At 36.0% G+C, this 25,513-nt stretch carries 21 protein-coding genes; 8 read left to right on the top strand and 13 right to left on the bottom strand.

The window, feature by feature from the left end:
- Positions 1 to 67: 67 nt before the first annotated feature.
- The 6 genes from KUA55_RS01985 to KUA55_RS01960 all read left to right on the top strand — a co-directional run bounded on the left by KUA55_RS01985 (position 68) and on the right by KUA55_RS01960 (position 6,554).
- The gene (locus KUA55_RS01985; RefSeq protein ID WP_218324496.1) at positions 68 to 1,600 is read left to right on the top strand and encodes a YfcC family protein; all 1,533 of its coding nucleotides are present in this window, start codon (positions 68 to 70) and stop codon (positions 1,598 to 1,600) included.
- Positions 1,601 to 1,699: 99 nt separating this feature from the next.
- The gene (locus KUA55_RS01980; protein ID WP_218324495.1) at positions 1,700 to 2,434 is read left to right on the top strand and encodes a DUF2087 domain-containing protein; all 735 of its coding nucleotides are present in this window, start codon (positions 1,700 to 1,702) and stop codon (positions 2,432 to 2,434) included.
- Between the two features lie 12 nt (positions 2,435 to 2,446).
- Positions 2,447 to 2,806, top strand: coding sequence for a GIY-YIG nuclease family protein (locus tag KUA55_RS01975; protein ID WP_218324494.1), 360 nt, complete (start codon positions 2,447 to 2,449; stop codon positions 2,804 to 2,806).
- 74 nt (positions 2,807 to 2,880) lie between these two features.
- On the top strand, positions 2,881 to 4,278 hold the full coding sequence (locus KUA55_RS01970) for a TrkH family potassium uptake protein (protein ID WP_218324493.1): 1,398 nt from the start codon (positions 2,881 to 2,883) through the stop codon (positions 4,276 to 4,278).
- Positions 4,279 to 4,516: 238 nt separating this feature from the next.
- Positions 4,517 to 5,869 carry a Mur ligase family protein gene (locus KUA55_RS01965; RefSeq protein ID WP_218324492.1) on the top strand — a complete coding sequence of 451 codons (1,353 nt, stop codon included), beginning with the start codon at positions 4,517 to 4,519 and terminating at the stop codon, positions 5,867 to 5,869.
- Positions 5,862 to 6,554, top strand: coding sequence for a type 1 glutamine amidotransferase (locus tag KUA55_RS01960; RefSeq protein ID WP_218324491.1), 693 nt, complete (start codon positions 5,862 to 5,864; stop codon positions 6,552 to 6,554). Before KUA55_RS01965 ends, KUA55_RS01960 begins: the two co-directional genes overlap by 8 nt.
- A gap of 42 nt (positions 6,555 to 6,596) precedes the next feature.
- Here the strand turns inward: KUA55_RS01960 and KUA55_RS01955 are convergent, their stop codons facing one another.
- The 12 genes from KUA55_RS01955 to KUA55_RS01900 all read right to left on the bottom strand — a co-directional run bounded on the left by KUA55_RS01955 (position 6,597) and on the right by KUA55_RS01900 (position 22,987).
- Positions 6,597 to 11,966, bottom strand: coding sequence for a hypothetical protein (locus KUA55_RS01955; protein ID WP_218324490.1), 5,370 nt, complete (start codon positions 11,964 to 11,966; stop codon positions 6,597 to 6,599).
- A gap of 31 nt (positions 11,967 to 11,997) precedes the next feature.
- Positions 11,998 to 12,834, bottom strand: a complete 837-nt coding sequence (locus KUA55_RS01950) for a hypothetical protein (RefSeq protein ID WP_218324489.1) — start codon at positions 12,832 to 12,834, stop codon at positions 11,998 to 12,000.
- Positions 12,835 to 12,843: 9 nt separating this feature from the next.
- Entirely contained in the window at positions 12,844 to 13,347 is a 504-nt protein-coding gene (locus KUA55_RS01945; RefSeq protein ID WP_218324488.1) for a hypothetical protein, read from the bottom strand.
- A complete protein-coding gene (locus KUA55_RS01940; RefSeq protein ID WP_218324487.1) occupies positions 13,340 to 14,083 on the bottom strand; it encodes an LPXTG cell wall anchor domain-containing protein in 744 nt (247 codons plus the stop codon). Before KUA55_RS01940 ends, KUA55_RS01945 begins: the two co-directional genes overlap by 8 nt.
- 19 nt (positions 14,084 to 14,102) lie before the next feature.
- Positions 14,103 to 14,873: a hypothetical protein gene (locus tag KUA55_RS01935; RefSeq protein ID WP_218324486.1), complete on the bottom strand. Its 771-nt coding sequence runs from the start codon at positions 14,871 to 14,873 to the stop codon at positions 14,103 to 14,105.
- Positions 14,851 to 15,441, bottom strand: coding sequence for a signal peptidase I (locus KUA55_RS01930; protein WP_218324485.1), 591 nt, complete (start codon positions 15,439 to 15,441; stop codon positions 14,851 to 14,853). The genes KUA55_RS01935 and KUA55_RS01930 overlap by 23 nt, the downstream gene beginning before the upstream one ends.
- A 342-nt stretch (positions 15,442 to 15,783) precedes the next feature.
- On the bottom strand, positions 15,784 to 16,734 hold the full coding sequence (gene manA, locus KUA55_RS01925) for a mannose-6-phosphate isomerase, class I (RefSeq protein WP_218324814.1): 951 nt from the start codon (positions 16,732 to 16,734) through the stop codon (positions 15,784 to 15,786).
- 7 nt (positions 16,735 to 16,741) lie between these two features.
- Complete coding sequence (locus KUA55_RS01920; protein WP_218324484.1) at positions 16,742 to 17,761, bottom strand: serine hydrolase domain-containing protein; 1,020 nt, start codon at positions 17,759 to 17,761, stop codon at positions 16,742 to 16,744.
- Positions 17,762 to 17,801: 40 nt separating this feature from the next.
- Positions 17,802 to 18,632: a VOC family protein gene (locus tag KUA55_RS01915; RefSeq protein WP_218324483.1), complete on the bottom strand. Its 831-nt coding sequence runs from the start codon at positions 18,630 to 18,632 to the stop codon at positions 17,802 to 17,804.
- 131 nt (positions 18,633 to 18,763) lie between these two features.
- Entirely contained in the window at positions 18,764 to 20,620 is a 1,857-nt protein-coding gene (locus KUA55_RS01910; protein WP_218324482.1) for an ABC transporter ATP-binding protein, read from the bottom strand.
- Entirely contained in the window at positions 20,621 to 22,345 is a 1,725-nt protein-coding gene (locus KUA55_RS01905; protein ID WP_218324481.1) for an ABC transporter ATP-binding protein, read from the bottom strand. It abuts the gene before it with no gap.
- Positions 22,346 to 22,987 (bottom strand): TetR/AcrR family transcriptional regulator, encoded by a 642-nt coding sequence (locus KUA55_RS01900; RefSeq protein ID WP_218324480.1) that lies wholly within the window; start codon positions 22,985 to 22,987, stop codon positions 22,346 to 22,348.
- A gap of 208 nt (positions 22,988 to 23,195) precedes the next feature.
- Between KUA55_RS01900 and KUA55_RS01895 the strand changes: the two genes are divergently transcribed.
- Both KUA55_RS01895 and KUA55_RS01890 read left to right on the top strand, forming a co-directional pair.
- Positions 23,196 to 23,504: a rhodanese-like domain-containing protein gene (locus KUA55_RS01895; protein ID WP_218324479.1), complete on the top strand. Its 309-nt coding sequence runs from the start codon at positions 23,196 to 23,198 to the stop codon at positions 23,502 to 23,504.
- Positions 23,505 to 23,654: 150 nt separating this feature from the next.
- A complete protein-coding gene (locus tag KUA55_RS01890; RefSeq protein ID WP_218324478.1) occupies positions 23,655 to 24,275 on the top strand; it encodes an FMN-dependent NADH-azoreductase in 621 nt (206 codons plus the stop codon).
- 42 nt (positions 24,276 to 24,317) lie between these two features.
- On the opposite strand, the gene KUA55_RS01885 is transcribed toward KUA55_RS01890, so the two are convergent.
- A complete protein-coding gene (locus KUA55_RS01885; RefSeq protein ID WP_218324477.1) occupies positions 24,318 to 25,481 on the bottom strand; it encodes an AI-2E family transporter in 1,164 nt (387 codons plus the stop codon).
- Positions 25,482 to 25,513 lie beyond the last annotated feature (32 nt).

Below are 25,513 nucleotides of genomic sequence, written 5' to 3'. Positions count from 1 at the left end.
AATGCGTTGTATAATAAATTAAGGGCATTTTAAGAAAGTCCTTAAAATATAAAAGGAGTTGTTAAAAATGGAAGAAGTCCCACAAAAGAAAAAGCGTTCATTTCCCAGTGCCTATACGGTAATTATCATCGTATTAATTATGGTACAAGCCCTCACCTTTTTTATCCCTTCAGGTAAATACAGTACTTTAATGTACGATGGTGAAAGCGATGAATTTGTTATTACTGCACCTTCTGGGAAGGAAGCTACAGAACCTGCAACGCAAGCAACTTTAAATGATTATGACATCAAGATGGACGTGGAAAAATTTAGGGATGGGACGATCTACCGTCCAGCAGCGATTCCTGGATCTTATGAAGAGATTGAGAAGCCTGCACGGGGAGTTACAGGAACAATCTATCAATTTCTATCTGCCCAAGTCCAAGGGATTGCCGACAGTATTGATATTATTATATTTATTTTAATTCTAGGTGGTGTCATCGGTATCGTTAATGCTACAGGTGCGATGAATGCCGGTATGATGCGTTTATCAGACAAACTAAAGAATAAACAAAAATGGTTAATTGTCATCGTTTTAACTTTAATTGCTTTAGGCGGTACTACTTTTGGTTTGGCAGAAGAAACGATTGCCTTTTATCCCATTTTGATTCCGATTTTCCTATTAGCTGGTTATGACACACTCACCGCGGTCGCCACGATTTATCTGGGAACAGCGATTGGAACCATGGCATCGACTGTCAACCCTTTCTCAACAGTTATCGCTTCAAATGCTGCTGGGATAAACTTCACCGAAGGAATGGGTTTACGGGTTGCAATGTGGATAGCTGCTGTTGGTTTATCCATTGTTTATACCATTCGTTATGCCGAAAAAGTTCGTTTAAATCCCGAAAAATCATTGGTGGCAGACACTGCTGGTGAAGATCGGGCGCATTTTTTAGGCGATTTAGATTTAGAAGAACGTTCCCTTTTCAGTGGTCGTCAGAAACTTACGTTAATTACTTTTGTAATGGGCTTCGTGGTGATGATCTGGGGGGTACAACAATTAGGTTGGTATTTCACTGAAATTGCAGTAGTTTTCTTGGGCGTCACTTATATCTTGGCTTTTGTTGCTGGCTTAGGTGAAAAGAAATTCATCAACAGCTTTGTGGCCGGTGCAGCTGATTTATTAGGCGTTGCCTTAACTGTCGGGATTGCTCGTTCCGTCGGGATCGTAATGGAAAACAGCTTTGTCAGTGACACAATCATGAACTTCTTTAGCAATAAAATTAGTGGCATGAATAGCGTATTATTTATTTGTGTCTTATTCTTTGTTTATATTATTTTAGGTTTCTTTATCCAATCATCTTCTGGCTTAGCGGTACTTTCAATGCCGATTATGGCACCGTTAGCTGATGTGGTTGGGATCGATCGGGCAATGATAATTGATGCCTACAACTGGGGCCAAGGAATCATTGCTTTGGTGGCGCCGACCGGTTTGATTTTGGTTTCATTAGCCATGGTCAATGTCGGCTTTGATAAGTGGATGAAATTTGTCACGAAACTTTTGGCAATGACCGTTGTACTTATCTTAGTCTTCTTAATTATTGGTGTGTTGATTTAATAAAAGTTAATGTTAGACGAAGATTGATAAATAATCTTCGTCTTTTTTTGTTGACAAATTCAATAAACAAATTATAATTATGTTTAACAGGAGGGTATTATGGATATTACTAATTTATCTTTAGAAGCAATCAAACAAGGCTGGCATCTAGCTGATAATAAGTATCATTGTAATTATTGTGATGCCGTTTTTGCTGAAGAGGAAATATTTCAAATCGGCGAAAAATTCTTCTCAGCTGAACAAGCAGTCATTCAACATTTGATTAAAAATCATGCAGGTAAAACGAATCCTTTAATTCATCTGGACAGTAAATACAATACTTTGACAGATAAGCAAAAAGATTTATTAACGGCTTTTGCTAGCGGAAAAAAAGATGCTGAAATTGCCGAACTTTTTAAAGTCAGCCCATCAACCATTCGACATCAAAAATTTACCTTCCGTCAAAAAGCGAAACAAGCCAAACTATACTTAGCAACCTTTGAAAATGTCTTTCAAAAGGACGATTATTTACCAATTCCACTAAAAGCTACTGATGTAGATGATCGATTTGCAATTACTGAAGAGGAATATACAGCCTTAATAAAAAAATACTTTGATTTTTCAAAAGGCGTTCAATTAAAACAACTACCTAAAGGTCAAAAGAAAATCATCGCCATCTTAAATCGAGTGATTGAGGAAATTCCAACAGAAACGATGCTGACAGAAAAGGAATTGAACCAATACTTGACTGAGATCTATTTTGATTATGTAACCTTAAGACGCTATTTGATTGACTACGGTTTTTTAAGTCGTACAACCGATGGAAAAAAATATTGGCGGGAAAGCAACAAGTAAAGGAGATTTAAGATGGATTCAGCGAGAAAAAAAGCATTATTGCAAGAATACAAACAGCAAAAAACATATTACGGCGTCATTCAAATAAAAAATAAATTAAATGGAAAAATCTTTATCAAAGCCGTTCCTAATACAAAAAATCGTTGGCATTTTTATCAATTAAATTTAAATAATAATTTTTATCATGGCACACCACTACAAGAAGACTGGAATCAATTGGGAGCAGAAAATTTCAGTTTTGAAGTTCTTTGGGAAAAAGACACTGATAAAGTCACTAATATGAAGCAAGAATTAAAAAAACTGCAAAAAGAATGGCTGGAAAAGCTACAACCTTTTGCTGATAAAGGTTACAATAAACCAGTAAATGATTAAACGCACTGATTTTCAGCGCGTTTTTTTGATTGTCTGCTATACTAAGATTAAGAAAAAAATTTAGGAGTACCCCTATGCACTTAGAACAACGCTTCGACTTTTTGAAAAAACAGTGGCAAAAATTAACCAATCGTTTTTCGTCGATTCAAATTATTGTTTCCTACTATATTGTAATGACGATTTTAGCATTAGGCTTATTTTATTTGCCGATTTTTCGACAACCTGATTCCCATGCTTCTTTTTTAGATATGCTATTTATGGCTATTTCAACTATTTCGGTAACTGGTTTAACGACTTTCAATATTCACGAAATTTTTAATGATCGTGGCGTTGTTTTATTGGAAATTCTATTTCATGTTGGTGGTTTAGGGATCATGATGATTAGCACTTTCTTTTTCATTGTTTCTAAACGAAAAATCACCTTAAAACAAAGGCAACTAATTATGACTGATATGAATCAACCTCGTTTAAGTGGGATTGTTAATCTAATCAAGGTTACTTTTAAGATGATTCTGTGGGTTGAATTGATTTTTGGCATTTTATTTTCTCTTCATTTTTATTTAAGTGGTTCTTACAAAAAAATCAGCCAGGCAATTTTCTATGGTTTTTATCAAGCAATTTCGGCGGTTACCAATTCAGGTTTTGACGTGACTGGTGATTCGATTATTCCCTTCGCGAATGATCATTTTTTCATTCTAACGGTTATGCTATTGATTTTTATCGGTGGGATTGGTTTTCCAGTGATGATGGATTTTCATGGCTGGGTTTTTCACAAAATAAAAAAAGACCGAATGCCCTTTCGTTTTTCACTCTTTTCTAAAATTGCCCTTTTAGCTTTCGTAATTTTATTTATCGGCGGCGCATTAATTATTTGGTTACTGGAAAAAGACCATAGTTTTAATCAGATGAATTTCTTAGACCAATGGTTAAATGCTGGCTTTTATTCCATGACTACCCGTAATGCTGGCTTACAAATTCATGATTTAAACCAATTCCAAGGTACTACTTTGATTGTCTTTTCCATGCTGATGTTTATTGGCTGTTCACCTAGTTCCGTTGGCGGTGGTGTTCGAACGACAACCGTTGCAATTATCGGATTATATCTCTATTCTTTCTTGAAAAATGAAAATGACATTAATGTTTTTGGTCGTAAAATTCCACCAGAAGATGTCAGAAAATCGGTTGTAGTTTTTATGCTTTCAGCTGGAATGTGTTTTTTTAGTATCTTATTTTTGACTGCTACAGAAAAACATTCTTTGGTAGCAATCATTGTCGAGGTTACTTCAGCCTTTGGAACCACCGGACTATCATTAGGCATCACACCAGATTTATCTATAACAGGTAAATTGATGATTGCTTTATTAATGTTTATTGGTCGAATCGGCATGCTGTATACTTTAATGCTCTTTGTACCAAAAGAAACCCGCGATATTGGTTACGAGTTTCCTGAAGAAAAAATTATTATCGGATAATCAGCACAAAAAGTTTAAAGGTTATCCAAAAATTCATCGTATTTTATTCATATTTCTTCGTTAATATACAAACATACCAAATAATCCTATTTCTTTTTCATCCTTACTCCTGACCCGATGTTCCCCTGACATCGGGTCTTTTTTGGTTAAAACTTAAGAAAGAGAAAAGCCGTTTAAATTTTTTTGGCAAATATGATAAGATACAACTAAATTTGTAAATAGACACGGAGGATTTATGATGGGGTTAAAAAGTCAACTAGCGATTACCGCTGGCAAGACGGCACAATGGGTTCTAAAAACCTTTTTTAAAGGAGGTTCCAGCTATCCGGGGAAACTAGCATTAAGCTTAGATCCAAAAGTGCTGGATGCCCTTGTAAAAGATTATAAAGTGGTGGTTGTTACTGGAACAAACGGTAAAACTCTAACAACCGCTTTAACGGTAAATATTTTAAAACAAGAATACGATTATGTCTTAACCAATCCAACTGGTGCCAACATGGCCCAAGGAATCGTATCTACTTTTTTAAATGCCAAAGGAAAACGTGGCGATAAAAAAATTGCTGTCTTAGAAATTGACGAAGCAAGTTTAAGTAAAGTGACTGAATATATTAAACCAGAGCTGTTTTTATTTACCAACATTTTTCGCGATCAAATGGACCGCTACGGTGAAATTTACACCACTTACAAACTAATTGTCGACGGTGCCGCAAAATCGCCTACAGCGCCAATCATTGCTAATGGTGACTCGCCAATTTTTAACTCAGTAGAAACCGTGAATCCTAGAAAATATTATGGCTTCGATCACGAACCTGATCATGAACAGGATGCCCATTACAATACTGACGGTTTGCTTTGTCCAGTTTGTCAGCATATCTTAAAATATCAAATGATTACTTATGCTAACTTAGGTAAATATTTCTGTCCTAACTGTGGTTTCCATCGTCCTGAATTAGACTATCAATTAACCGAAATGGTAGCTATGGATAACCAATCCTCTGAATTCGTGATTGATGGACAAGATTATAAAATCGAAGTCGGTGGTCTTTACAACGTCTACAATGCACTAGCGGCTACCGCTGTAGCAGAATATTTCAACATTGCTCCTGAAAATATCAAAAAAGGCCTTGGTTATGATGAAAAAGTTTTTGGTCGCCAAGAAGAATTTGAAATTGAGGGTAAAAAATGTACCTTAGTTTTAGTGAAAAATCCGGTGGGTCTAAACCAAGTAATCGATATGATTGGACTAGCACCCTACCCTTTCTCACTAGTCTCTTTACTAAATGCTAACTACGCTGACGGGATTGATGTCAGCTGGATCTGGGATGGTAATCATGAAGCATTTGCTGAGATGAATATTCCAGCGGTAATTGCAGGTGGCGATCGGCACAAAGATATGGCTTTACGACTAAAAGTGGCTGGGATTCCTACAGAAAAATTAACTGAAGCCGAAAGCTTAACTGAAGTCATTGAAGATATCAAAAAATTACCTACTGAACATGTCTATATTTTAGCGACTTACACAGCAGTCTTACAATTGAGAAAAGAATTGGCACAAAAAGGTTACATTGATGGAGGAATGGATCGTGGCTAAATACGAACTGAATCTAGCACACTTATATGGTAATTTACTCAACACATACGGCGATAACGGCAACTTGTTAATGTTGAAATATTATGCTGAAAAGATGGACATTGACTTGCATACTGAAATTGTCAGTATCTACCAAGACTTCGACGCTGAGAAATACGATATGGTTTTCTTCGGTGGCGGACAAGATTATGAACAAATGATTGTCTCAAAAGATATCCAAAATAAAAAAGAAGCCATCGAAAAATATATCGAAAATGATGGTGTGCTTTTAGCTGTCTGTGGTGGTTATCAATTATTAGGTCATTATTACGTCGGCGCTGACGGCGAAAAAATTCCCGGTATCGGTGTAATGGATCACTATACTTTGAGCCAAGACAATAATCGTTTTATCGGTGATATCATTATTCATAATGAAGAATTTGACGAAACCTATTACGGCTTTGAAAATCATAATGGTCGGACTTTCCTTGGTGAAGGTGAACGACCACTCGGTACGGTAAAAGAAGGTAAAGGGAACAACGGCGAAGACAGCGGCGAAGGCGTCATTTACAAAAATGTTTACGGCACGTATTTCCATGGTCCAATTCTTTCTCGCAATAAAGCCTTAGCTATCCGTTTATTACAAACTGCTTTAAAAAATAAATACGGTGAAAATATTGACTTACCAGAAATTCCTGAAGACTAAAAAAGCGTGGCTACGAAAAAATCGTAGTCACGCTTTTTAACTTTAATTTTCTGGTGGATCCCAAATCATAAAGGTCCACGGTACTTGATAAAGCGGTTCGGTATCAGCTTCATTTTGATAAGCGTTAAAGACAATTTGATATTCGCCATTTAAACTTTGAGCTAAATCATTCGCTATCTGAATATTCCAGGAACCAGTATCAGCTCCCAAAATCGGATTCAAATTAGCAAAAATTTGATCTCTCACTGCATCCTCCACCACTTTATATTGACTGCCATTTTTCACTTGAACTTCAGCCGTTACTTTTGAAATATTGGTTTTAGAATAGTTTAAAGTAATATCTCGAACTGAACTGCTGTTGTATAGTAGGCGGTCATTTAGGTTTGATGTGACTCTTAAACCAGTTGAAGGCTGCTGGGCTATCATAAAAGCTCCACTAATCGTATTAACAACTTTCCCATTGAGTGGATAGTCGCCTTCATAATTAGTTTTTATTTGCAAGTTCAGATTATAAAAGCCAACTGGTAATGGATCGACTGGTGTGGTGATTTTAAAATTATATTCAAACAATGCCCCAGCATTAGTCAGATCTCCTAATGGATAAATAAATATCAGCTGGTTACCAACTCTGCGGGTTTCAATAATTTCGCCCTCACTGTCTGTAAGTAACGTCCCTTGAGGCCAATTGACGGTATCCCCATTCATCGCACTGGTCAAATCAATAACCATTGCTACAGACTTATCTGTATTAAAAGCATCTACACTACCAGTCACATCGTTTACATCGAGGCTACCACCTAAATTTAGTGCTTCATTTTGTTGCACACTAACAGGTGGAAACTCAGTTTGATTATGGGTGAAGATACGTTCAGAATTTATGTTATAGCTTGGACTTTCATAAGCTGCACTTGTCGCAAACTCTAAACTAATATAATTATCAGAAGTAGTTATAGGGGCGTTGCCTTGTCCAAAATCTATAATAAACAAATAGGAAAGTTGATCATAATCGACCGCCCAATTCTTCATATCCGCGATAGTTAAGGTTTCGTTCGTTGTCCCAGTCCGAATAAATTTGGTGAGATCAACCTTAGTTAATGGACTACCAGTATCATTTCTATAGTAATAATAAATTGGGTCAATAGGCTCACCATCTTTTCGTGACTGATTCTTCATCAAGATTGTCGCTCCTGCTGGTAGATTCACTTCAGCTGAAGTCGATCCATCGGATTTATTAAAAGATAGGAAAGTGTCATTACCAATTGCTGCACCAACATTATTTTCATTCACTCCTGTCACATCATAAGCAAATTGAACAGTAAAAGCACCATCTTCTAATGTTGTAGTAGCATCACCTGGAGTTATTGTAGAATATTCTTTCCCAGCAACCAAAGCAGTTTCTGGTGTAATTTTGGACAACCGTCGTCTAATGTTTAGAACTACTTGAAATTCAAGATCATCCGAATCTTTTGATTGATAAGTAATTGTCACTTTTCTTGCATCTAATACATTATTGATATTGTTTGTATTAAATATTTCGTAGTTTAATTGATTTCCAGTTTGCGAAATATTACCAATCGAGGTAATACCATTGATTGAAGCCAACTCTTCTATTGAACCTCCACTAAATCCATTATCAATCGCAAATGTTCGATTACCATAAGTTACGCCATTATTTAAATTGTTACTAATTGTATTTTTTGTCTCTAAATCAACATTTGAGGTGGTTTCTACACTCTTTATTTGCAAATTAGATCCTGTTAAATTCTCAAAATCTGGTAAATCGACAGTTTGTATTCTTGGGGTATTTTCAGTTTGCCAATTTGGATAATCTGTTTCATTAAAAGCATAAATGTCACGCTCAAAAATTTCACGGTAGCGAATCCTAACTTGTTTTACTGGTGCAATGTTTCTAAATTCATTGGTTGCGCCATCAAGTGTGTACCGTTGAATCAAATATGGCTGCCACGAGGTAAGTTCTTTAGCTTTTGTATCAAATTCTGTCTTGGAACCATCATAGATAACAGGCAAACTTGCAGTCATTTGTTCTCCATAAGGAACAAGGGTATTATTTGCTCCTCGAACTTCTGCAACAACTTTGACCATTGTCACATCTGCTAGATTGTTCTGAACATCTTCATAAGGAACATATCTCGCAACGCTGGCACTTCCTCCAATCGAGGTATCACCACTATTATAGAGCAGATTTTTATCAGTCGAGTAATAAACTTGATAATTAACATTTGCCGAAGATTCTATTGATACCTCTCCATTTAACTTCAGGGAATATTGGCTAGTTTGTTGTGAATCATACCATTCAGGTAAGTTCGCATCTGCAGTTGTTTTAGGAATTGGTAAGTAATAGAAAAATCTACCTGTTGGGCTGACTACATATCCAGGCTGACTAGTATTATTCATGGAAAAATTCATGTCAAAGGCTGTTTCGTTACTGTCTAACATGCCTATTCCAGCATCATCTTCAGGTACTTCTTCAGATAAATCAGTTCGCAATCCAAAATCTAGTTCAGCTTGCACAGTATTGAACATATAGTTTCCACTATTATTGGCACCAGATAGTCTGTAGCCTGTTTGAGATGGATCATTATTTGAATAGTAAAAAATTTTCGCTAAATCAGTTTTTTCAGCTGTTTCAGCTGTACTTATTGCTTCACCGACTCCCCAACGATCCGGTACCATTGTTGCAAGATTTTGACCTGCATAGCCAGATGCTAAATTCTTGTCTGTTATAAACAATAATTCTTGATAATTTATCGCTTCGGCACGGGCAGAGATATTTACCTGCATCTGATAATTAATTTTAATATTATTACCTATTGTCTCACGGTCTTCATTATAATATCCTATACCTTTTTCTGTCTGTGGCGTGACCAGATAAACCTTACCATTCACGCCATTTTCTCCTAAAAGAATCGGGTCACTCAAATCATAGGTTAACGCCTCGCCGTCTTGGGTGAGGCCAATTGTCGAAGGCAGTAAATCCATATCAACTGGCGTTCGAATGATAAAAACTGGATCAGGAGAATACTGTCCATAGGCGTACGGATAGAAATAATGGAAAGCTTGGGCAGCTACATTTACTCTCTCACCAACCGCCACTCGATCATTTGTTGTTGTTAATAATCGATCCTCATCATTTTTAACTGTCATATCGTTAATCCCTAAGGAAACATCTGCTTGGTTAGCAACAAAACTATCCGTAATAATTTGTGTACGGATACCATCATTAACATATTCATTACTTTCAGTACCTTCTATACCTTTTATACTAAATGTCGTTAAAGGTCTACCATTCCCACCAGCAGTCTGAAAAGTCTCGCCAAAAAAGTTTCCTCCATTGTTTCTGGGCTGTCCATCACTTCCACTTGTATAATTTCCACCACCTCTTGTTGGTGTAATTGCTAAATCATAAGTTAAGGACTTAATGTAATAGTCGTCAATATCCCCGGGCACCTCATCTAATCCTTTTATTAACATTTCACGATTGACATAATAAAATCCTCGTTCGTCAGGATATCCGAGTAATGGCTCTACCTCTTTTGAATTGACATTACCTACAACGCTATGACTATAGTTTCGGGAAATGTTCACACCTGCATACTCTTGACTGGGTATTAAAGTGTATTCCCCTTCTAACACATTTTGACCTGCACTAGATCCTTTTTTCTGAAGTTTAAATTTAAAATTATAAGGATACTCCCTCGCTGAAGCAATACTACCGCCATAGTCAGTATTTACTGTCCAGAATTGGACAGTTGTAACACCCATTCGCCACGGTGTTCCAGTACCAAATTCATAATTTACTTCAGCAGTTCCGCTACCACTCGTCGTTTCTTTAATTAAGTTAAAACCTAACAAATTTTGTTGCCCCTTTGTATTTGTTAATGTTGAAACCCAACTGCCGCTAATACCATTAGGATTTAGATTGGCAAAGTCTAAAGGCATATTTTCGCCCTTAATAGACACTGAAATCGTTGAATCTCCTAAAGTCCAAACTTGATTTCTTTCCATATTCATATTACCGTCTTCATCAGCCTGATAATTCCCAAAATCCCAACCTAAATTTTCACCGGTAAATAAAATTTTATCACTAGTAGAAAAATTCTTGCTAGGATCCGGTTCTTTTGCTTCTGAAGGTAGTTTATAATGCATCTCTAGTTGATTGACTAATAATAAATATTCTTGACTTGTATCGGCAAAAGAATAATTCACGATAACTCTGCCATCCGCCTGCGTTTCAGTAGAATACGTTAATACTGGTTTTCCATTTGCTGCAGTCAATCGATCAATCCAGGCTTGCATTCTTGTACCATCTAAAATAGCCGATACATATGTTCCGTCTCCTAAATCTTTGTAAGGAACATAAGCTTGCCAAGAAACATTACTCATATAATAGGCATTTCGGCCAAGACTCTCATTCGTTCTTCTTAAGCGCGTTTGATTGTAAATACTTAAATCTGTATCTAAAGTTTGCGGATTGGGTTGTCCACTTCCTGGTGTTGATCCAGTAACAACCGATGCCACTGCTGGTGAAGGCATATTAATATCATCTAAGGTTCTTTTTTCAACCGACGTATCATCTTCAAACATTTCAATTGTTAATGGAAGGCCTCGAGTAAGACTGCTATTCTCCACACCGGACCAATAAGATCGATTATCGTGACCAGTATCCATATAATTAGGCAACAGACTTAGAGATAAGCCCGCAGTTTCAAATGAAGGATCTAGCTCAATAACAATCTTTGATCCAGTTATGTAACTAGTATTATAAGGATTATCTTCATTACTAGAATCAAGAAATTCTGACTCATTAAAGGTTGTATCCATTTGATTAATTACACGTGGGTTTCTTTCTTTGATAGACCAGTTAATTACATGAGGAGAGGCGTTAGAACCAGCTATATCATCTAATTGCGTTCTTCTTATCATAACGCCATAAGGAATATCAATTTCTACTTGTCTAGTAGCTGCTGAAGTTGTGTAATCATTCATCTGAATATTCAGATTATATCCTTGTGTATCTACACCCAGCCAGTTTGTACTAACGTCGAGTTCATCGTCTTTTCGAAAATAAGTTTCTGAACCATTTTCTCCAGCAACCCTTGAAAAAAATCGATCATTCACAGCTTGTTCTGATCCAGTTTTGGCTTCGGGCATTTTTATGTCTGCTGCCTCTTGTTCAGTATCTTCTTCAAATGATATTTCCGGTTCTTCAGAAGAAGTACTTGTTGCTTCATTTGCTGGTATCTCTTCATTTTTTGTATACGAATTCAAGGTACTAGTTTCTGTCCCGGAAGTTTGTCTTTGACTAACAGCAATCGAAGAAATATTAGCAAACGAAGAGACTACTAATAAAAAAGTGATGACTGATATAACTATAGGTCTTATTTTTTTCATAAAATCATCTCCTCAAACTTTCCTCGAGTTACTAATTATTTACAGCTAATCCACTTACAAAAAATACATCTGCTGATTGATTTGTATAAACTTCATCAGGCCTGTACTTCAGCATATAAAAAACAATTGATTCTCCTGAATTCAAAGTATCTAACTGGATAGATCGAGCATCCCCGATTCCATTCACGATGGTTTTTCCAAAAAAGATCGAATTTGTCTGATCAGGTGCTACAGTATCGTTACTCCAGGATAAAGTTAAAGCTGTAGCTGTATCTGCCGTAACTGTTACTTTGGCATAAGGACTGCTAGCTGAATCTTCTACCGAGTAGGTATAACCACTCGCTGCTTTCTTAATTAAAAAATCAGCTGACAATTCATAACGATAAGGAGCTGTTACTGTAGCTTTCACTCGAACTTTTCTTTCCTCTACTCCCGATAAAAAGTCATCAGGCAAAATAATATTTATATCATCAGTTGTCTGTCGTGTTTTCACATCAGAAGCAGCTAGAGTATTACTGTAACTTGTATCATTTGCACCACTAGCTTCTGTTCTAAAACTCGTTGCACCACCATCAAGTATGATTGTGTAATCAATCGGTACCTCGGTAAAACGTTCCGCATCTGGAAAGTTTTTTAATTTCAAACCGATGCTGTCTCCTGCAATCCAGTTTGATAAAGTGTAATCAGCTTCTGAACTAGGATTATCTTCTAATAAATAATTGCTGGTAAAATACATATCGCGAGCCTTAATTGGCTGATCCTCAGATTGTACCTCGATATATTTTGCGTAAGCGAACAAGCCTATGAAAAGAATTGATACTACCGCAATCGCACCAACTATTTTTTTGTTTTTTAGTATATTCTTCATCTTATTCACCTAATCCAGTTGTTGCGTGTCTAATCTCAAGCGCAATGCTTTCAATTGACCTGCATAACTATAATCATTCATGTCTTCTGGCCAAGTAACCGTGAGCATAAATTCATCTGTTAACTCTTGTTTTTTTCCAGGCGCCATTTTTCCACTGTACGGCAATGATTCTGTTACACCATCTTTTTTCAAAGCCCATTCCAATGGTAGAGAAGCAAAATTCTCTAATGATAAGTTATATGTATACGTCGTTTCGGTTTGACTTGCGCCTTTAAAATTCGAAATGCTCACAGGAATATTGATTGTTTCTCCCGGAACCATCTCGTCATCATCTGTAAGGTTTTCCACAACCATTCCATCACCTAAAAACAAAGCTACCCGAGAAGTTTTATTATTTTGGACACTTTCTTGATATTTTGAATATGTAAAACGAACAAGAAAAGAGAACGAAATCAGAATAACTGAAAATAAAATGGCAATTAAATAGCGATTGTCTTTTACAAACTTATTCATTCGTCTCTTCCTTTCTTTTTCGTTTAATGATTAAAACTATGCCAATTAATAAAAATCCGGTATAAACCCACCAGTATTGCAAGGCCTCTCCCGTTTTTGGTAAATATCTGAGAATTCCTGAATCTCGATTAGTCTGAGTGCCTGAACCACCTCTTGTATTAGGAATCTGCATCAACGGTATGTTTCCATCACCATCCTGATCATCACTGGCAATTCCTTCCTCATTCAAAATGGTAATAATAAATTTGTAATACAAATCTTCATTTTGTGACTGTATGCCCAAATCAGTATCCCGTGGATCGCTAACATAACCGTCCCACTGCCACCTAATCTCATAATTTTCAGTCTGACCTCTCGCCAGACTTCGATCACGACTTAAGGTCCCATTCAACTCTTGATAATTGGCCTCGCTGCCAAAAATCAACTCATTATTTCGATAGATTGCATATTCAATTGGAATATTGTGCTGATTTTCAGTAGCCATCGTTATGCGATAATCTTGTCTAACATCGGTAATATTTTTAATTGTAAAACTGAAACTGCCATCTTTGGTTGGGTATAATAAAGTATCACCATTTGATTCGGGGTCGCCAAATAGAGGGAATTTTTCATTCTCTTGCCAAATGACATTGTTTTGGTCTTCAATTTCTAAAAATTCTGATGCCCTTACTTCTTGTGCCATTCCGAAAAAGAAAAAGAGACACAATCCGCAAAGGAAGTATTTAATTCTTCGCATCATTGTGCCCCCCTATTAATTAGTCAAGTTGTGTAAATGCAACATCTACTTTTAGTTGGTATTTTGATAATTTGTCATAGTCATTATCACCAGTTATTACTTCGTTTTCGTTTGTTGCATTCTTTGTACCTAAATTTGTGTCTAATGAATCATTAGTAGCAACAGGTTCTCTTTCAAATAACCAACGCCAAGCTACAGCCACTGTTTTTGTTGTTGATGTCCCACTAGCTGGTTTCATTAAATCATAGGTACCTAATCCAGATGCAGTTGAAATTGCTGTATTTAAAGCAGCAATTGTACCCCAATCAGATGAAGTATCTGGTTGACCACTAGCATTATAAGTAATTAGTGAATACTCAATTGGAATACTGTTCGTATTTGTTTCACTAAGAGTAATGTTAGAAGCTCTTACCGCAACCTCTGAATTGTTTTCCAAACCAATTTCAAAGAAGCCTGATGTACCTGGTGCTAAAATATTTTTGTCAGTGTTATTTGACCAAACATCTTGTTCACTAGGATCACCAGCTGTGTTAACAGCTGTCGGCGTTTGCAAAACATTACCTAAAATGACAGGTTTTTCTTTCCAATCATCATATAAAGAATTTAAATTAAATACATCCTCTGTAAAACTACTACCTACTTCAAATTTCGCCACCCGTGCTGATGCATCATGAGTTGCTGTGCCTGTATACTTCGCTAACGTTCCTCCAACTAAACTTAAAGTGACCACAACGAGTGCAGTGACTATGCCTGCGCGTCTGATGTTCTTATCCTTCTTCCGTTCCTTCATCACTTGTTCCTCCTTTTCTTTTATGCATAAATGATCGAATTCGATCATAAGCCAAAAATAATAAAATCGGTATGCCCACTGTAATTACTAGACCAATTGGTGTTTGTAAAAACAGCAAGACGTCGCCAAGCTTTGGGATGGTAATTGTACTGCTCCCTAAAACTTGCTCAGGTGTTACTAGATTTTGGTCGGGTGTATTATTTGCCCGCCCTTGTGTTTGATAGGCTATTTCTCCATCTTGTTCTTGAATCGAGATGACCTCATGGGTAATGTACTCATTATTTATTTCATAAGTGATAACATCTCCCACTTGGAAAGTTTGACCATCCGTTTTTGTATCAACAATGACCAAATCACCCACTTTGATACTGTCAGCTTGTCCATCGTCCATCGATCCAGACTGAACAATTAATGGTGTTTTCCCAAAAATTTGTGGAGGAATATCAGGATTAGCATAACTCTTATATAGTAAGTAACAATTCATAATTAATAATGGAATCATTATTACTAATAATATTTTCCCAATCAAACCAGAGATTGAAAACTTTTTTTTAACACTGGATTCCAATTTATTAACCTCCTTTTATTTAATTTAAGAAACAAAACCTCACTTAATTATAATAGAAATCAAACAAACCAACAAGATTATTATCTAATTTCCAAACAAAAATCACTTTTTATAACTATTAGTTATAATTAATTAAATTTATTTATTCTATTGACTGTTATATCATCTTTTTAACAGAATTAATTTACTAAATTGATTCTTCACACTTGTGTTTATTTAGCAAAATAAACACAAAAAAAAAAGCCAGAGATATTAATAAAAATTACATCTCTGGCTTTAAAAAAATATTATAATATTTTCAAAATAAATTTTAAAATAACAATTATTGAAAATTAGAATTTTTTAATGTTGTGGTGTAGAAGCAATTATTTTGCATTCTCCAGCGATTTTCCAGTCTTTTATTTGGTTTGGTACGATGAAACTGGTTCCCGCATTTAGTTCAAAAGTCTTTCCTTCAACAGTCATTTCGCCGTAACCTTCAATAACGGTCGCTAAGGTGTATAGGCTAGTTTGGCTCAAGTTTAATTCACCCATGATTTGCCATTCATAAATATTGAAGAAATCTGATTCCAAATAAGTAATAATCGCTGAATTACCTTTTTTTACTTCTTTGATCTGTAATTCAGGTGTAGTTGCAGGGACGGTCATAACATCAATGGATTGTTGAATGTGTAATTCACGTAGCTTTCCTTGATCGTCTTTTCGATCATAATCATATACTCGATAAGTTGTGTCAGAACTTTGTTGGGTTTCTAAAATCATGATGCCTTTACCAATCGCATGCATCGTCCCACTAGGAACATAATAAAAATCGCCCGCTTTTACCGGGATTCTGCGTAATAATTGATCCCATTTTTCATCATGAATCATTTCAGCTAATTCTTCTCGAGTTTTTGCATTGTGACCATAAACGATTGATGCACCTGGCTCAGCACTGATAATGTACCAACATTCTGTCTTGCCTAATTCACCTTCATGAGCCATTCCATAAGCATCATCTGGATGAACTTGAACGGATAAATCATCTTCGGCATCTAAAATTTTCGTTAACAAAGGGAACACTTCTCCTGCTTGATTACCAAATAATTCTCGTTGATTTTTCCATAATTGACTAATTTTTTGACCTTTAAACTCGCCATTTTCGACAATGCTTTCTCCATGAGGATGCCCACTAATTGCCCAGTCTTCTCCGATTTTATCGTTGGGTAAATCAAAACCGAAGACAGTGTTTAAACGATTGCCGCCCCAAATTTTTTCTTGAAATACTGGTTTTAAGAATAATGGTTCCATAATGTACTCCTTATTTTTGATAGATTTTTTTTCGTTCTGATAAATAACTAGTAATAATTTCGTCACGTGCCAAAATATACTTTTCTCGTTCATCAACTGGATGGACACGATTAGATAAAAAGATAAATCCTGACTGATGGTAACTGTCTAACAAAATAAACGTACCGGTATAACCTGTGTGAAATAATAACGGTGCTTGATTTTGATCACTAAACTTTAGATCCCAACCAAGTGAACGCTTTCCCGAAAAATCTGGTGTTTGATCTTGATAGAGTTCCTCAATCATTTCTCGCTTCAAATAATCTTTTCCAAATGCCAAATACATTTCAACAAATTTAGATAAATCCGTTAAAGAGCTGAATAAACCGGCATTTCCAGCATGCGTTTTAAGTGTTCGCGCTTTAGGATCATGGGTGACGCCTTTTAAGATTTCCCCAGTCACTAATTTTTCAGTTGGTACAAAACGTTTGTCTATATTATTAGGTAAAAAACAGCTTTCTGACATATCAAGAGGTTGCAAGACTTCTGATTGAAAAACCTCAGTCACATCTTTTTGAAATATTTCTTCTATTAAAAAACCCAATAAAATCGTTCCAGCATCTGTGTACTGCACTTTTTTTCCTAAATCTTTCCCTGGTTGAAGTTTCAAATAAGCAGCTTGTAATTCTTTGGCCGATAAGCGGTCTCGTTGCGGAATATACGTCTGAATATCTGAAGTATGGGTTAACAAGTGGCGCAAAGTAATCTCAGGATTTTCGAAGTTAGGCAAATATTTTTTTAAAGGTTGATCCCATTCAATTTGCGTTGCTTCATGCAATTGCAGCATCACCGTTAGAGTGCAAACGACTTTTGTTAAAGAGGCTACATCAAATAATAAATCTGCTGTCATTGGCTGTAAAACTGGTGCAATTTGCGCATAGCCCAATGTTTGTTGGAAGGTCGCTTGATCTTCCATAAACTGATAGACTACCCCAGGATAGATTCCTGCTAACATTTTATCCTTAATTAATTCTTGTGTCTCAGGATACATAATTTCACCTTTTCGTTTAAAAAAGAGTGGTTTCCCACTCTTAAAGTTTCCAACTAGTTACAAACCACCATTCAATCCCAATCGGATCATAAATCGTAACAAGTGTTTGTTTTTTATCCGCGAAAAATTCGCGCTTTTCTTTTTCTAAGTTTGCAATTAACGCTACTAGGTTCTCTTGACTGATTTTAAATTGTAAAAAGTCTAAACCTAATACTTTATCAGTCGGTAAATCAATGACACCGCCCTCAACTTCGGATAGTCCAACGTTAAAATCACCACGATTAAGTGCCACCACTTTATCAGTTTCTGTCTGAGTTTTTAAACCCAGTACCTCTTCTAGAAATTTTTCTTGTTGGCTTAGGTTGTTAACATTTAAATGAACTTTATCAAAATAAGCTTCGTGGATTTTTTCCTTGTTGGTCGCTTTTTTCAATAATTTTTCAAAGTCCACTTGAATAATTTCAGCAGTCGATCTTTCTTTACTAGGCGCGTAAAAGATTTCTACTTGATTACCTTCAGGATCTTCTACTAATAAGCCTTTTTCTTCACCGCTGGCTAAAGCACTTTTTACTTCATAATCATTTTTTTTGATGCGTGCGTAGACATTTGCTAGCTCTTCTTCATTTGGTACAACTAATGAAATACGAGCCAATCTTTTTACTTCTCCAAAATGTTCTTCCGCTCGGGGACTTTCTTCAAGCCATAAGATTTCGCGGTAAGGTTCTTTATAACCTAATATCGCTAATTCGTTTTCTTCCCGTAACAAATGAAAGCCGATAATGTCACGATAAAAATGAATTAATAAGTCACGATTTTTTACTCGAATGGCGATTGTCTTCAACGACATTTCACCTAAATCAAAATTTTCCAATGGATACACCTCATCTCGATTTAATTCTACCGATAGGCTTCTAATACCGCAAGTAATATCTTTCTTCTTTTTGAGCTTTTTAAAGCATTTTGTAGAAAAAACCGAACAATCGCTAGATTGTCCGGCTTTTTCTATGCAACTTCTTCTGAAAACTGACTATTATATAAATCTGCGTAAAAACCATTCTTTTCCATTAACTCTTCGTGATTACCAGTTTCAACAATCGCTCCATGGTTCATAACGATAATATTGTCGGCATCCCGAATCGTTGAAAGGCGATGTGCGACTACAAAGCTTGTTCGTTTTTCTAACAAACGGCTCATAGCTTTTTGGATTAAGATTTCAGTTCGTGTATCTACACTGGAAGTAGCTTCATCTAAAATCAAAACATCCGGATTTGCCAAGAAGGCGCGAGCAATTGTAATCAATTGACGTTGTCCTTGAGAAATGTTGCTAGCTTCTTCGTTTAAGACAGTCTGGTAACCTTCAGGTAATTTACGAACAAATTCATCTACGTGAGCGGCTTTAGCTGACCGAATAATCTGTTCTTCCGTCGCAGTCTCATTACCATAGCGAATATTATCGTAAATTGAACCAGTAAATAGCCAAGTATCTTGTAAAACCATCGAGAAATGACTACGTAATTCATCACGAGAAATATCTCTGGTATCGACACCATCATATTTAATTGATCCATCTTTCACATCATAAAAACGTTCCAATAAATTAATTAAGGTCGTTTTTCCTGCTCCAGTTGGTCCAACAATTGCCACCATTTCTCCCGGCTGAACATTTAAATTAAAGTCGGTCATCAATAATTCATCATCCGAATAACCAAACTGTACATGCTCAAATTGGACTTTATAAGGAGAATTTTCTTCTATAAGAATTCCTGATGGATTATTTTCCATTTCTGCTTCGTCTAATACTTCAAAAACCCGTTCCGCTGAAGCGACCGTCGATTGAATTGTGTTCATTAAGTTAGCAATTTGAGTGATCGGTTGTGAAAATTGATTGGTATATTGTAAGAATGCTTGCACATCCCCTAAGGTCATATTTCCGTTTGCAACCTTTACCCCACCTAGGACAGCTACAAAGACATAGCCTAGATTTTTTACAAAATTCATTAGCGGCATCACAATTGCAGAAATAAATTGTGCTTTCCAACCAGATTTGTATAGAACTTCATTTTCTTCTTCAAATTTTGCTTGGTCGGCCACTTCATGATTAAAAGTTTTAACCACTGTGTGTCCACCATAAGTTTCTTCTACTTGGTTATTTAGCAGTCCTAAACTCTTTTGCTGACTCGCAAAGTACCGTTGTGATTTAGGTGCTACAATCATTACCACGATTAAACTTAACGGAACAGTTGCCAAAGCTACCAAAGTTAATTGCCATGAAATAGACAGCATCATCGCTAAAACCCCGATGAAGGTTACGACACTTGTAATCATTTGGGTCAAATTTTGTTGCAAAGTGCTGGCAATATTATCCATATCATTGATTGCTCGAGACATGATATCTCCATTTGAATGGGTATCGAAATAAGAGATTGGCACTAGATTCATTTTTTCTTCTAAATCCCGCCGTAATTCGTAAACCGTTCGTTGAGATACACGAGTCATAATAAATTGTTGCATAAAATTGAAAATAGCAGAAATCACATACATGGCAATTACCATCATGATGATCTGTGCAATTTTATCAAAATCAATTGGGAAATTCTTAACTGGAATCCCCATCTTCATTTGCTGATAGCCCTTCATTACTCCTTTAAAAATTTCAGTAGTTGCTTGTCCTAAAATCTTGGGTGTTTGAATTTGAAAGACTACAGCAGCAATTGCCAAAACTAAAACGGCAACAATCGCTACAATGCGATGAGACATATATGAAAACAAACGTTTTACAGTCGACCAAAAGTTTTTTGCTCGTGGCCCTTGTTTGCCGATATTTCCAGCTGGTCCATGACCTCTTCCTGGTTGCGCCATCTATAAGTCCTCCTCTCTCAATTGAGATGAAACAATTTCACGGTAAGTCTCATTAGTTTCCATCAACTCCGCATGCTTACCTTGACCAACCACTTTACCTTCTTCTAAGACTAAAATGGTATCAGCATCCATAACAGTAGAAACTCTTTGGGCTACAATTACAACTATGCTGTCGGTGATTTCTTGGTTTAATGCTTTTCGCAAATTGGCATCGGTTTTAAAATCCAAAGCTGAAAATGAATCATCGAAAACATAAACATCCGCTATTTTAACCAAAGCTCGTGCGATGGCTAAACGTTGCCGTTGTCCGCCGGAAAAGTTCCCGCCACCCTGTTCTACTCGAGCATCTAATTGCTTAGGCAGTTTACTAACAAAATCTTTGGCTTGAGCAATTTCTAGTGCTTTCCAAATGGTTTCATCACTTGCATCTGCTACACCATACTGCATATTTTCTCGGATGGTTCCAGAAAATAGAACCGCTTTTTGTGGAACAAAACCAATCAGCTCTCGTAGATCATGTTGTTTCATCTCACTAATTGATACGCCATTCAAACGAATCTCACCAGATTCAATATCTAATAAGCGGGGAATTAAATTAATCAAGGTTGTTTTCCCTGAACCAGTTCCCCCGATAATCGCCACTGTTTCGCCAGCTTTAGCTTTAAAATGAACATCTTCCAAAGCCAAATTTTCAGCGCCGTTATAGCGATAATTCACATGATCAAAGACTAATGTCGTTTGATCACCAGCAGCTTCAATCACTTTTGGTACTGTTGGATCAAGAATCTTATCTTTTGCATCCAATACTTCATTGATCCGATCAGCTGAAGCTTGTGCTCTAGGCACCATAATGAAAATCATAGATAGCATCATAAAGCTCATTAAAATTTGCATGGCATAAGTCATAAAGGCAATTAAATTACCAACTTCTAAAGTTTGTTCAGCAATATAATGTCCGCCGAACCAAGTAATGGCGATATTGGTACCACTCATGATTAATGTCATTAACGGCATCATTAAAGCAACAATGGTATTTACTTTAATGGCGGTATTCGTGTAGTCCAAGTTGGCATTGTTAAAACGGTTTTCTTCATATTTTGTTTTATCAAAAGCCCGAATCACTCGAACACCAGTTAGTCCTTCACGAAAAACCAAATTCAAACGGTCAGTTTTCTTTTGCATACTTTTAAATAAAGGAACTGCCAAAAACATAATAATGCCGACAACAACTAACATGATAGGAATAACTACGAAAAATATTTTTGTTAGTTGTGCGTCTTTTTGATAGGCTAAAAAGCTAGCACCGACTAACATAATCGGTGCATTAATCATAATTCTTAAAAACATCTGTGTGACCATCTGTACTTGTGTCACATCATTGGTCGTTCTGGTAATCAATGAAGCAGTTCCGAAAGAATCAAATTCTCGATTAGAAAATCTTTCAACTTTTGCGTAAACGTCACTTCTTAGTTGTCTCCCTAATTTTTGTGATTCTCGCGTAGCAAAATAAGTATTCCCCACTGCAGCTAAAATACCTAAAAGAGAAATTCCGATCATCACAAAACCAGTGTGCCAGATATAATCAATGTTTCCTTTAGCTACACCATTATCAATAATATTTGATGTTAGTGTCGGTAAATACAAATCAGCAATTACTTGGAAAAACATAAATAAAATTGCTAGAATTGCCGCACTATAAGAAACACGTTTTAATAATTTCAGCATTTACTCTCCGTCCTTTCGATAGGCACCATCTCGCAGCCACGACAAACCTAGCTTGAGATTGGTGACAATTTGTTCAATTGGATAATCTGGATTTTTCATACGTTCATGATAGCCTTGACCAATTGTGGTAAAAAACATATTCATTAGATAGCGGATCAAGACCGCTAACTGTTCATCGTTTTCAACTTTTAAAGGTTTTTTATTAATGATTAAGAGCAATTCAGGAATGACTTTATGTTGATGAGTACGCTGTGATTGCCCCTCAGTCACTTTACGGCTGGCACGATAATCCATATGTAAAAATAAATTGCGATAAAAAGCGGCATCCTTGCCATTGAATAAATCAGAAATAAAAGCCGAAAAATAATGATCATAACCAGTAAATAAATCACCATCAGCAGCTTTAATTGCAGCAATTAGTTCTTCGCTACGGTCTTTTCTTAATTGATCAAAATAATAAAAATATAAATCTTCTTTGTCTTCAAAATATTGATAGAAACTTCCTCGTGGCACCTCTGCCAAGCGAATAATTTCGGCTATCGAAGCATCTTTTAATGGGTGCTTCGAAAATTCAATTTTTGCGGCCTCTAATATTCGGTCGCGCTTTTCTTGATTTAAACGAAAAAAAGTATCTTTGGGCATGAAAAAACTCCTTTTTTAATGACACTCTGTCATGTGACACCATGTCATTATAGCATATCTCATTTTTTTTACAAATATGACGATTTAAACTGAATTGTGTTAGTTTAGTAACGTTTTCCTAAAATTTTCTGAAAGCAACTTTAATCGCTTGATATAAATCTTGATTCATATTATTATCCAAACATATCAAAAAAAAGAGGTTATCGTTATGTTGCACACAATTACAACTCAAGAATTTAAAACTCTAGTAGATACTGCTAACGTGGCAGTAATTGATCTACGTGATCCAGATTTATTGGAACCAGAAGCATTAAATGAATTTAACAATAGTTTACAAATTTCATTTACCGAATTACCAAGTCGAATAAATGAATTAGACAAAGAAAAAACTTACTATTTGATCAGCCAATTTGGTGGACGGACTAAACCGATCGCTCAATATTTAAGTGAAAAAGGATTTGATGTTGTCAATGTTATTGGTGGCGTCAATGCCTATCATCAAGCTGTATTGGTCTAAAACAATTACAGATTATGACGTAATGCCTAGGCATTTGTCATGATCTTTTTTTATATTTTGATTTACTTACTTTTTATCAGACAAATAAATTGTTTTTTGTCATTTTTTTATGTATCATTTACGAGTAATGAAAAAAAAGGAGTGTATTAGATGTCAAACGTATTAGTAATTAAAGCTCACCCATTAACCAAAGACGAGTCACAATCAGTGGCTGTTTTGGATACATTTTTAACGGAGTATGAAGCAAAAAATCCATCTGACGTAATTGAGGTAGTCGATTTATATGATACAAACCTACCAGAAATCGATAAGGATATTTTATTAGGCTGGCGTGCTTTACAAGCTGGTGCTGATTTCACTAGTTTATCCGCTACACAACAAGAAAAAATTGCGACATTTAACAGCTTTACCGAACAATTTTTAGCTGCTGACAAAATCGTGATTGCCAATGGTATGTGGAACTTAAACATCCCAACCCGCTTAAAAGCTTGGTTTGATACGGTCAATGTAGCTGGTAAAACTTTCAAATATACTGCTGAAGGACCAGTTGGTTTAGTTGAAAATAAAAAAGCCCTACACATTCAATCTAGTGGTGGCGTGTATGGCGGAGAAGATTTCTCTTCATCATATATTAAACATATTCTAGCCTTCATCGGGGTAACTGATTTTGAAGCGATTTACATCGAAGGTGCGGATTACAATCCAGACGACCGTGAAGCTATCATGGCGGCAGCAAAAGATGCTGCAAAACAATTAGCAGATTCATTTTAATCAACAAAAAAACGTCGCTAGCCTAAGCTAACGACGTTTTTCTTATTCTTGTTCTGCTTGTGAATCATCATCTGTATATAAGCCAGAAATACGTTTATACCAATCAAAAATATGGATCGCAATAACTTTAATTACTGCATAAAATGGAATACCTAAAATCACACCGGCAATCCCAAATATTTTCCCAGCCGTTAATAAAACAAACATAATCGTGACTGGATGAATCTTTAATTGTGTCCCTAAAACTAACGGTGATACAATTCGTCCTTCAATCGTCTGCTCAATAATAAAGACCACAATTACTTTGACTAACATCAGCGGACTGGTTACTAATGCCAGAAAGACAACCGGCACCATCGCCAAGAATGATCCTAAATAAGGAATCAGGTTTAAAAATCCTGCCAAAACGCCTAAAGTAATAGCATAGTTTAAACCAATAATTGAAAATCCTGTCACAAACATAACCGCCACCGCAAAAGCCACCGTCAACTGTCCTCTAATATAAGACGAAAGTTGACTATTCATTTCAACTAACACTTTACCTGTTGGTTTGCGCATCTTTGTTGGTAAAAATGAGATTAGATATGGTGCTAGGTCTTTGCCATCTTTTAATAAGAAGAATAAAATAATCGGCGCAGTAATTAGCGCTATAACAATGGTTGCTACTGTCGAAACAACACTGCCTAAGCCTTTGATCGTAACCTGAGAAATATTTTTAGTGATGTCCGTCACTGATTCAAGAATTTTTTGAGCGCTATTTTCTAGATGCTCTTGGATCGGTTTAAAAGCTGGATCTTTAAAAATCTGATCGGCTTTAGCTGTTAAAGTATCAATGTACCCTGGTAAGCTTTGAATAAACAAACGGACTTGCTGTTGAATCTCGGGAATAATGACCACAATCCCCCAAATAATCAAACCAACTACTAAAATAAAAAGTAATATAATGCTGTAGGTTCGCTTAAGTCCCTTTTTCTCTAATAAATTAACTATTGGATTCATTAAATAAAATAAGATCCCCGCGATTACTACCGGCAAACCGACTATCGCAAAGAATTGCCCCACTGGTTCAAACAAATAGGAAACTTTAGTAAATACAAAAATAATAGTTAGTAAAAGTAATACGATAATTAAAGCGATCACTACTTGATTATTTAAAAACCATTTCCAAAACCACGATGTTCGTTGACTTAATTTTTTCTTGTCCAATCTCACCACTCCTGTATCAAACTCTTTAAAAC

The organism is Enterococcus alishanensis (assembly GCF_019218635.1).
Taxonomy (GTDB): domain Bacteria; phylum Bacillota; class Bacilli; order Lactobacillales; family Enterococcaceae; genus Enterococcus_A; species Enterococcus_A alishanensis.
The sequence above is the reverse complement of the archived record's forward strand: the minus strand, read 5'-3'. Positions and strand labels throughout refer to the sequence as shown.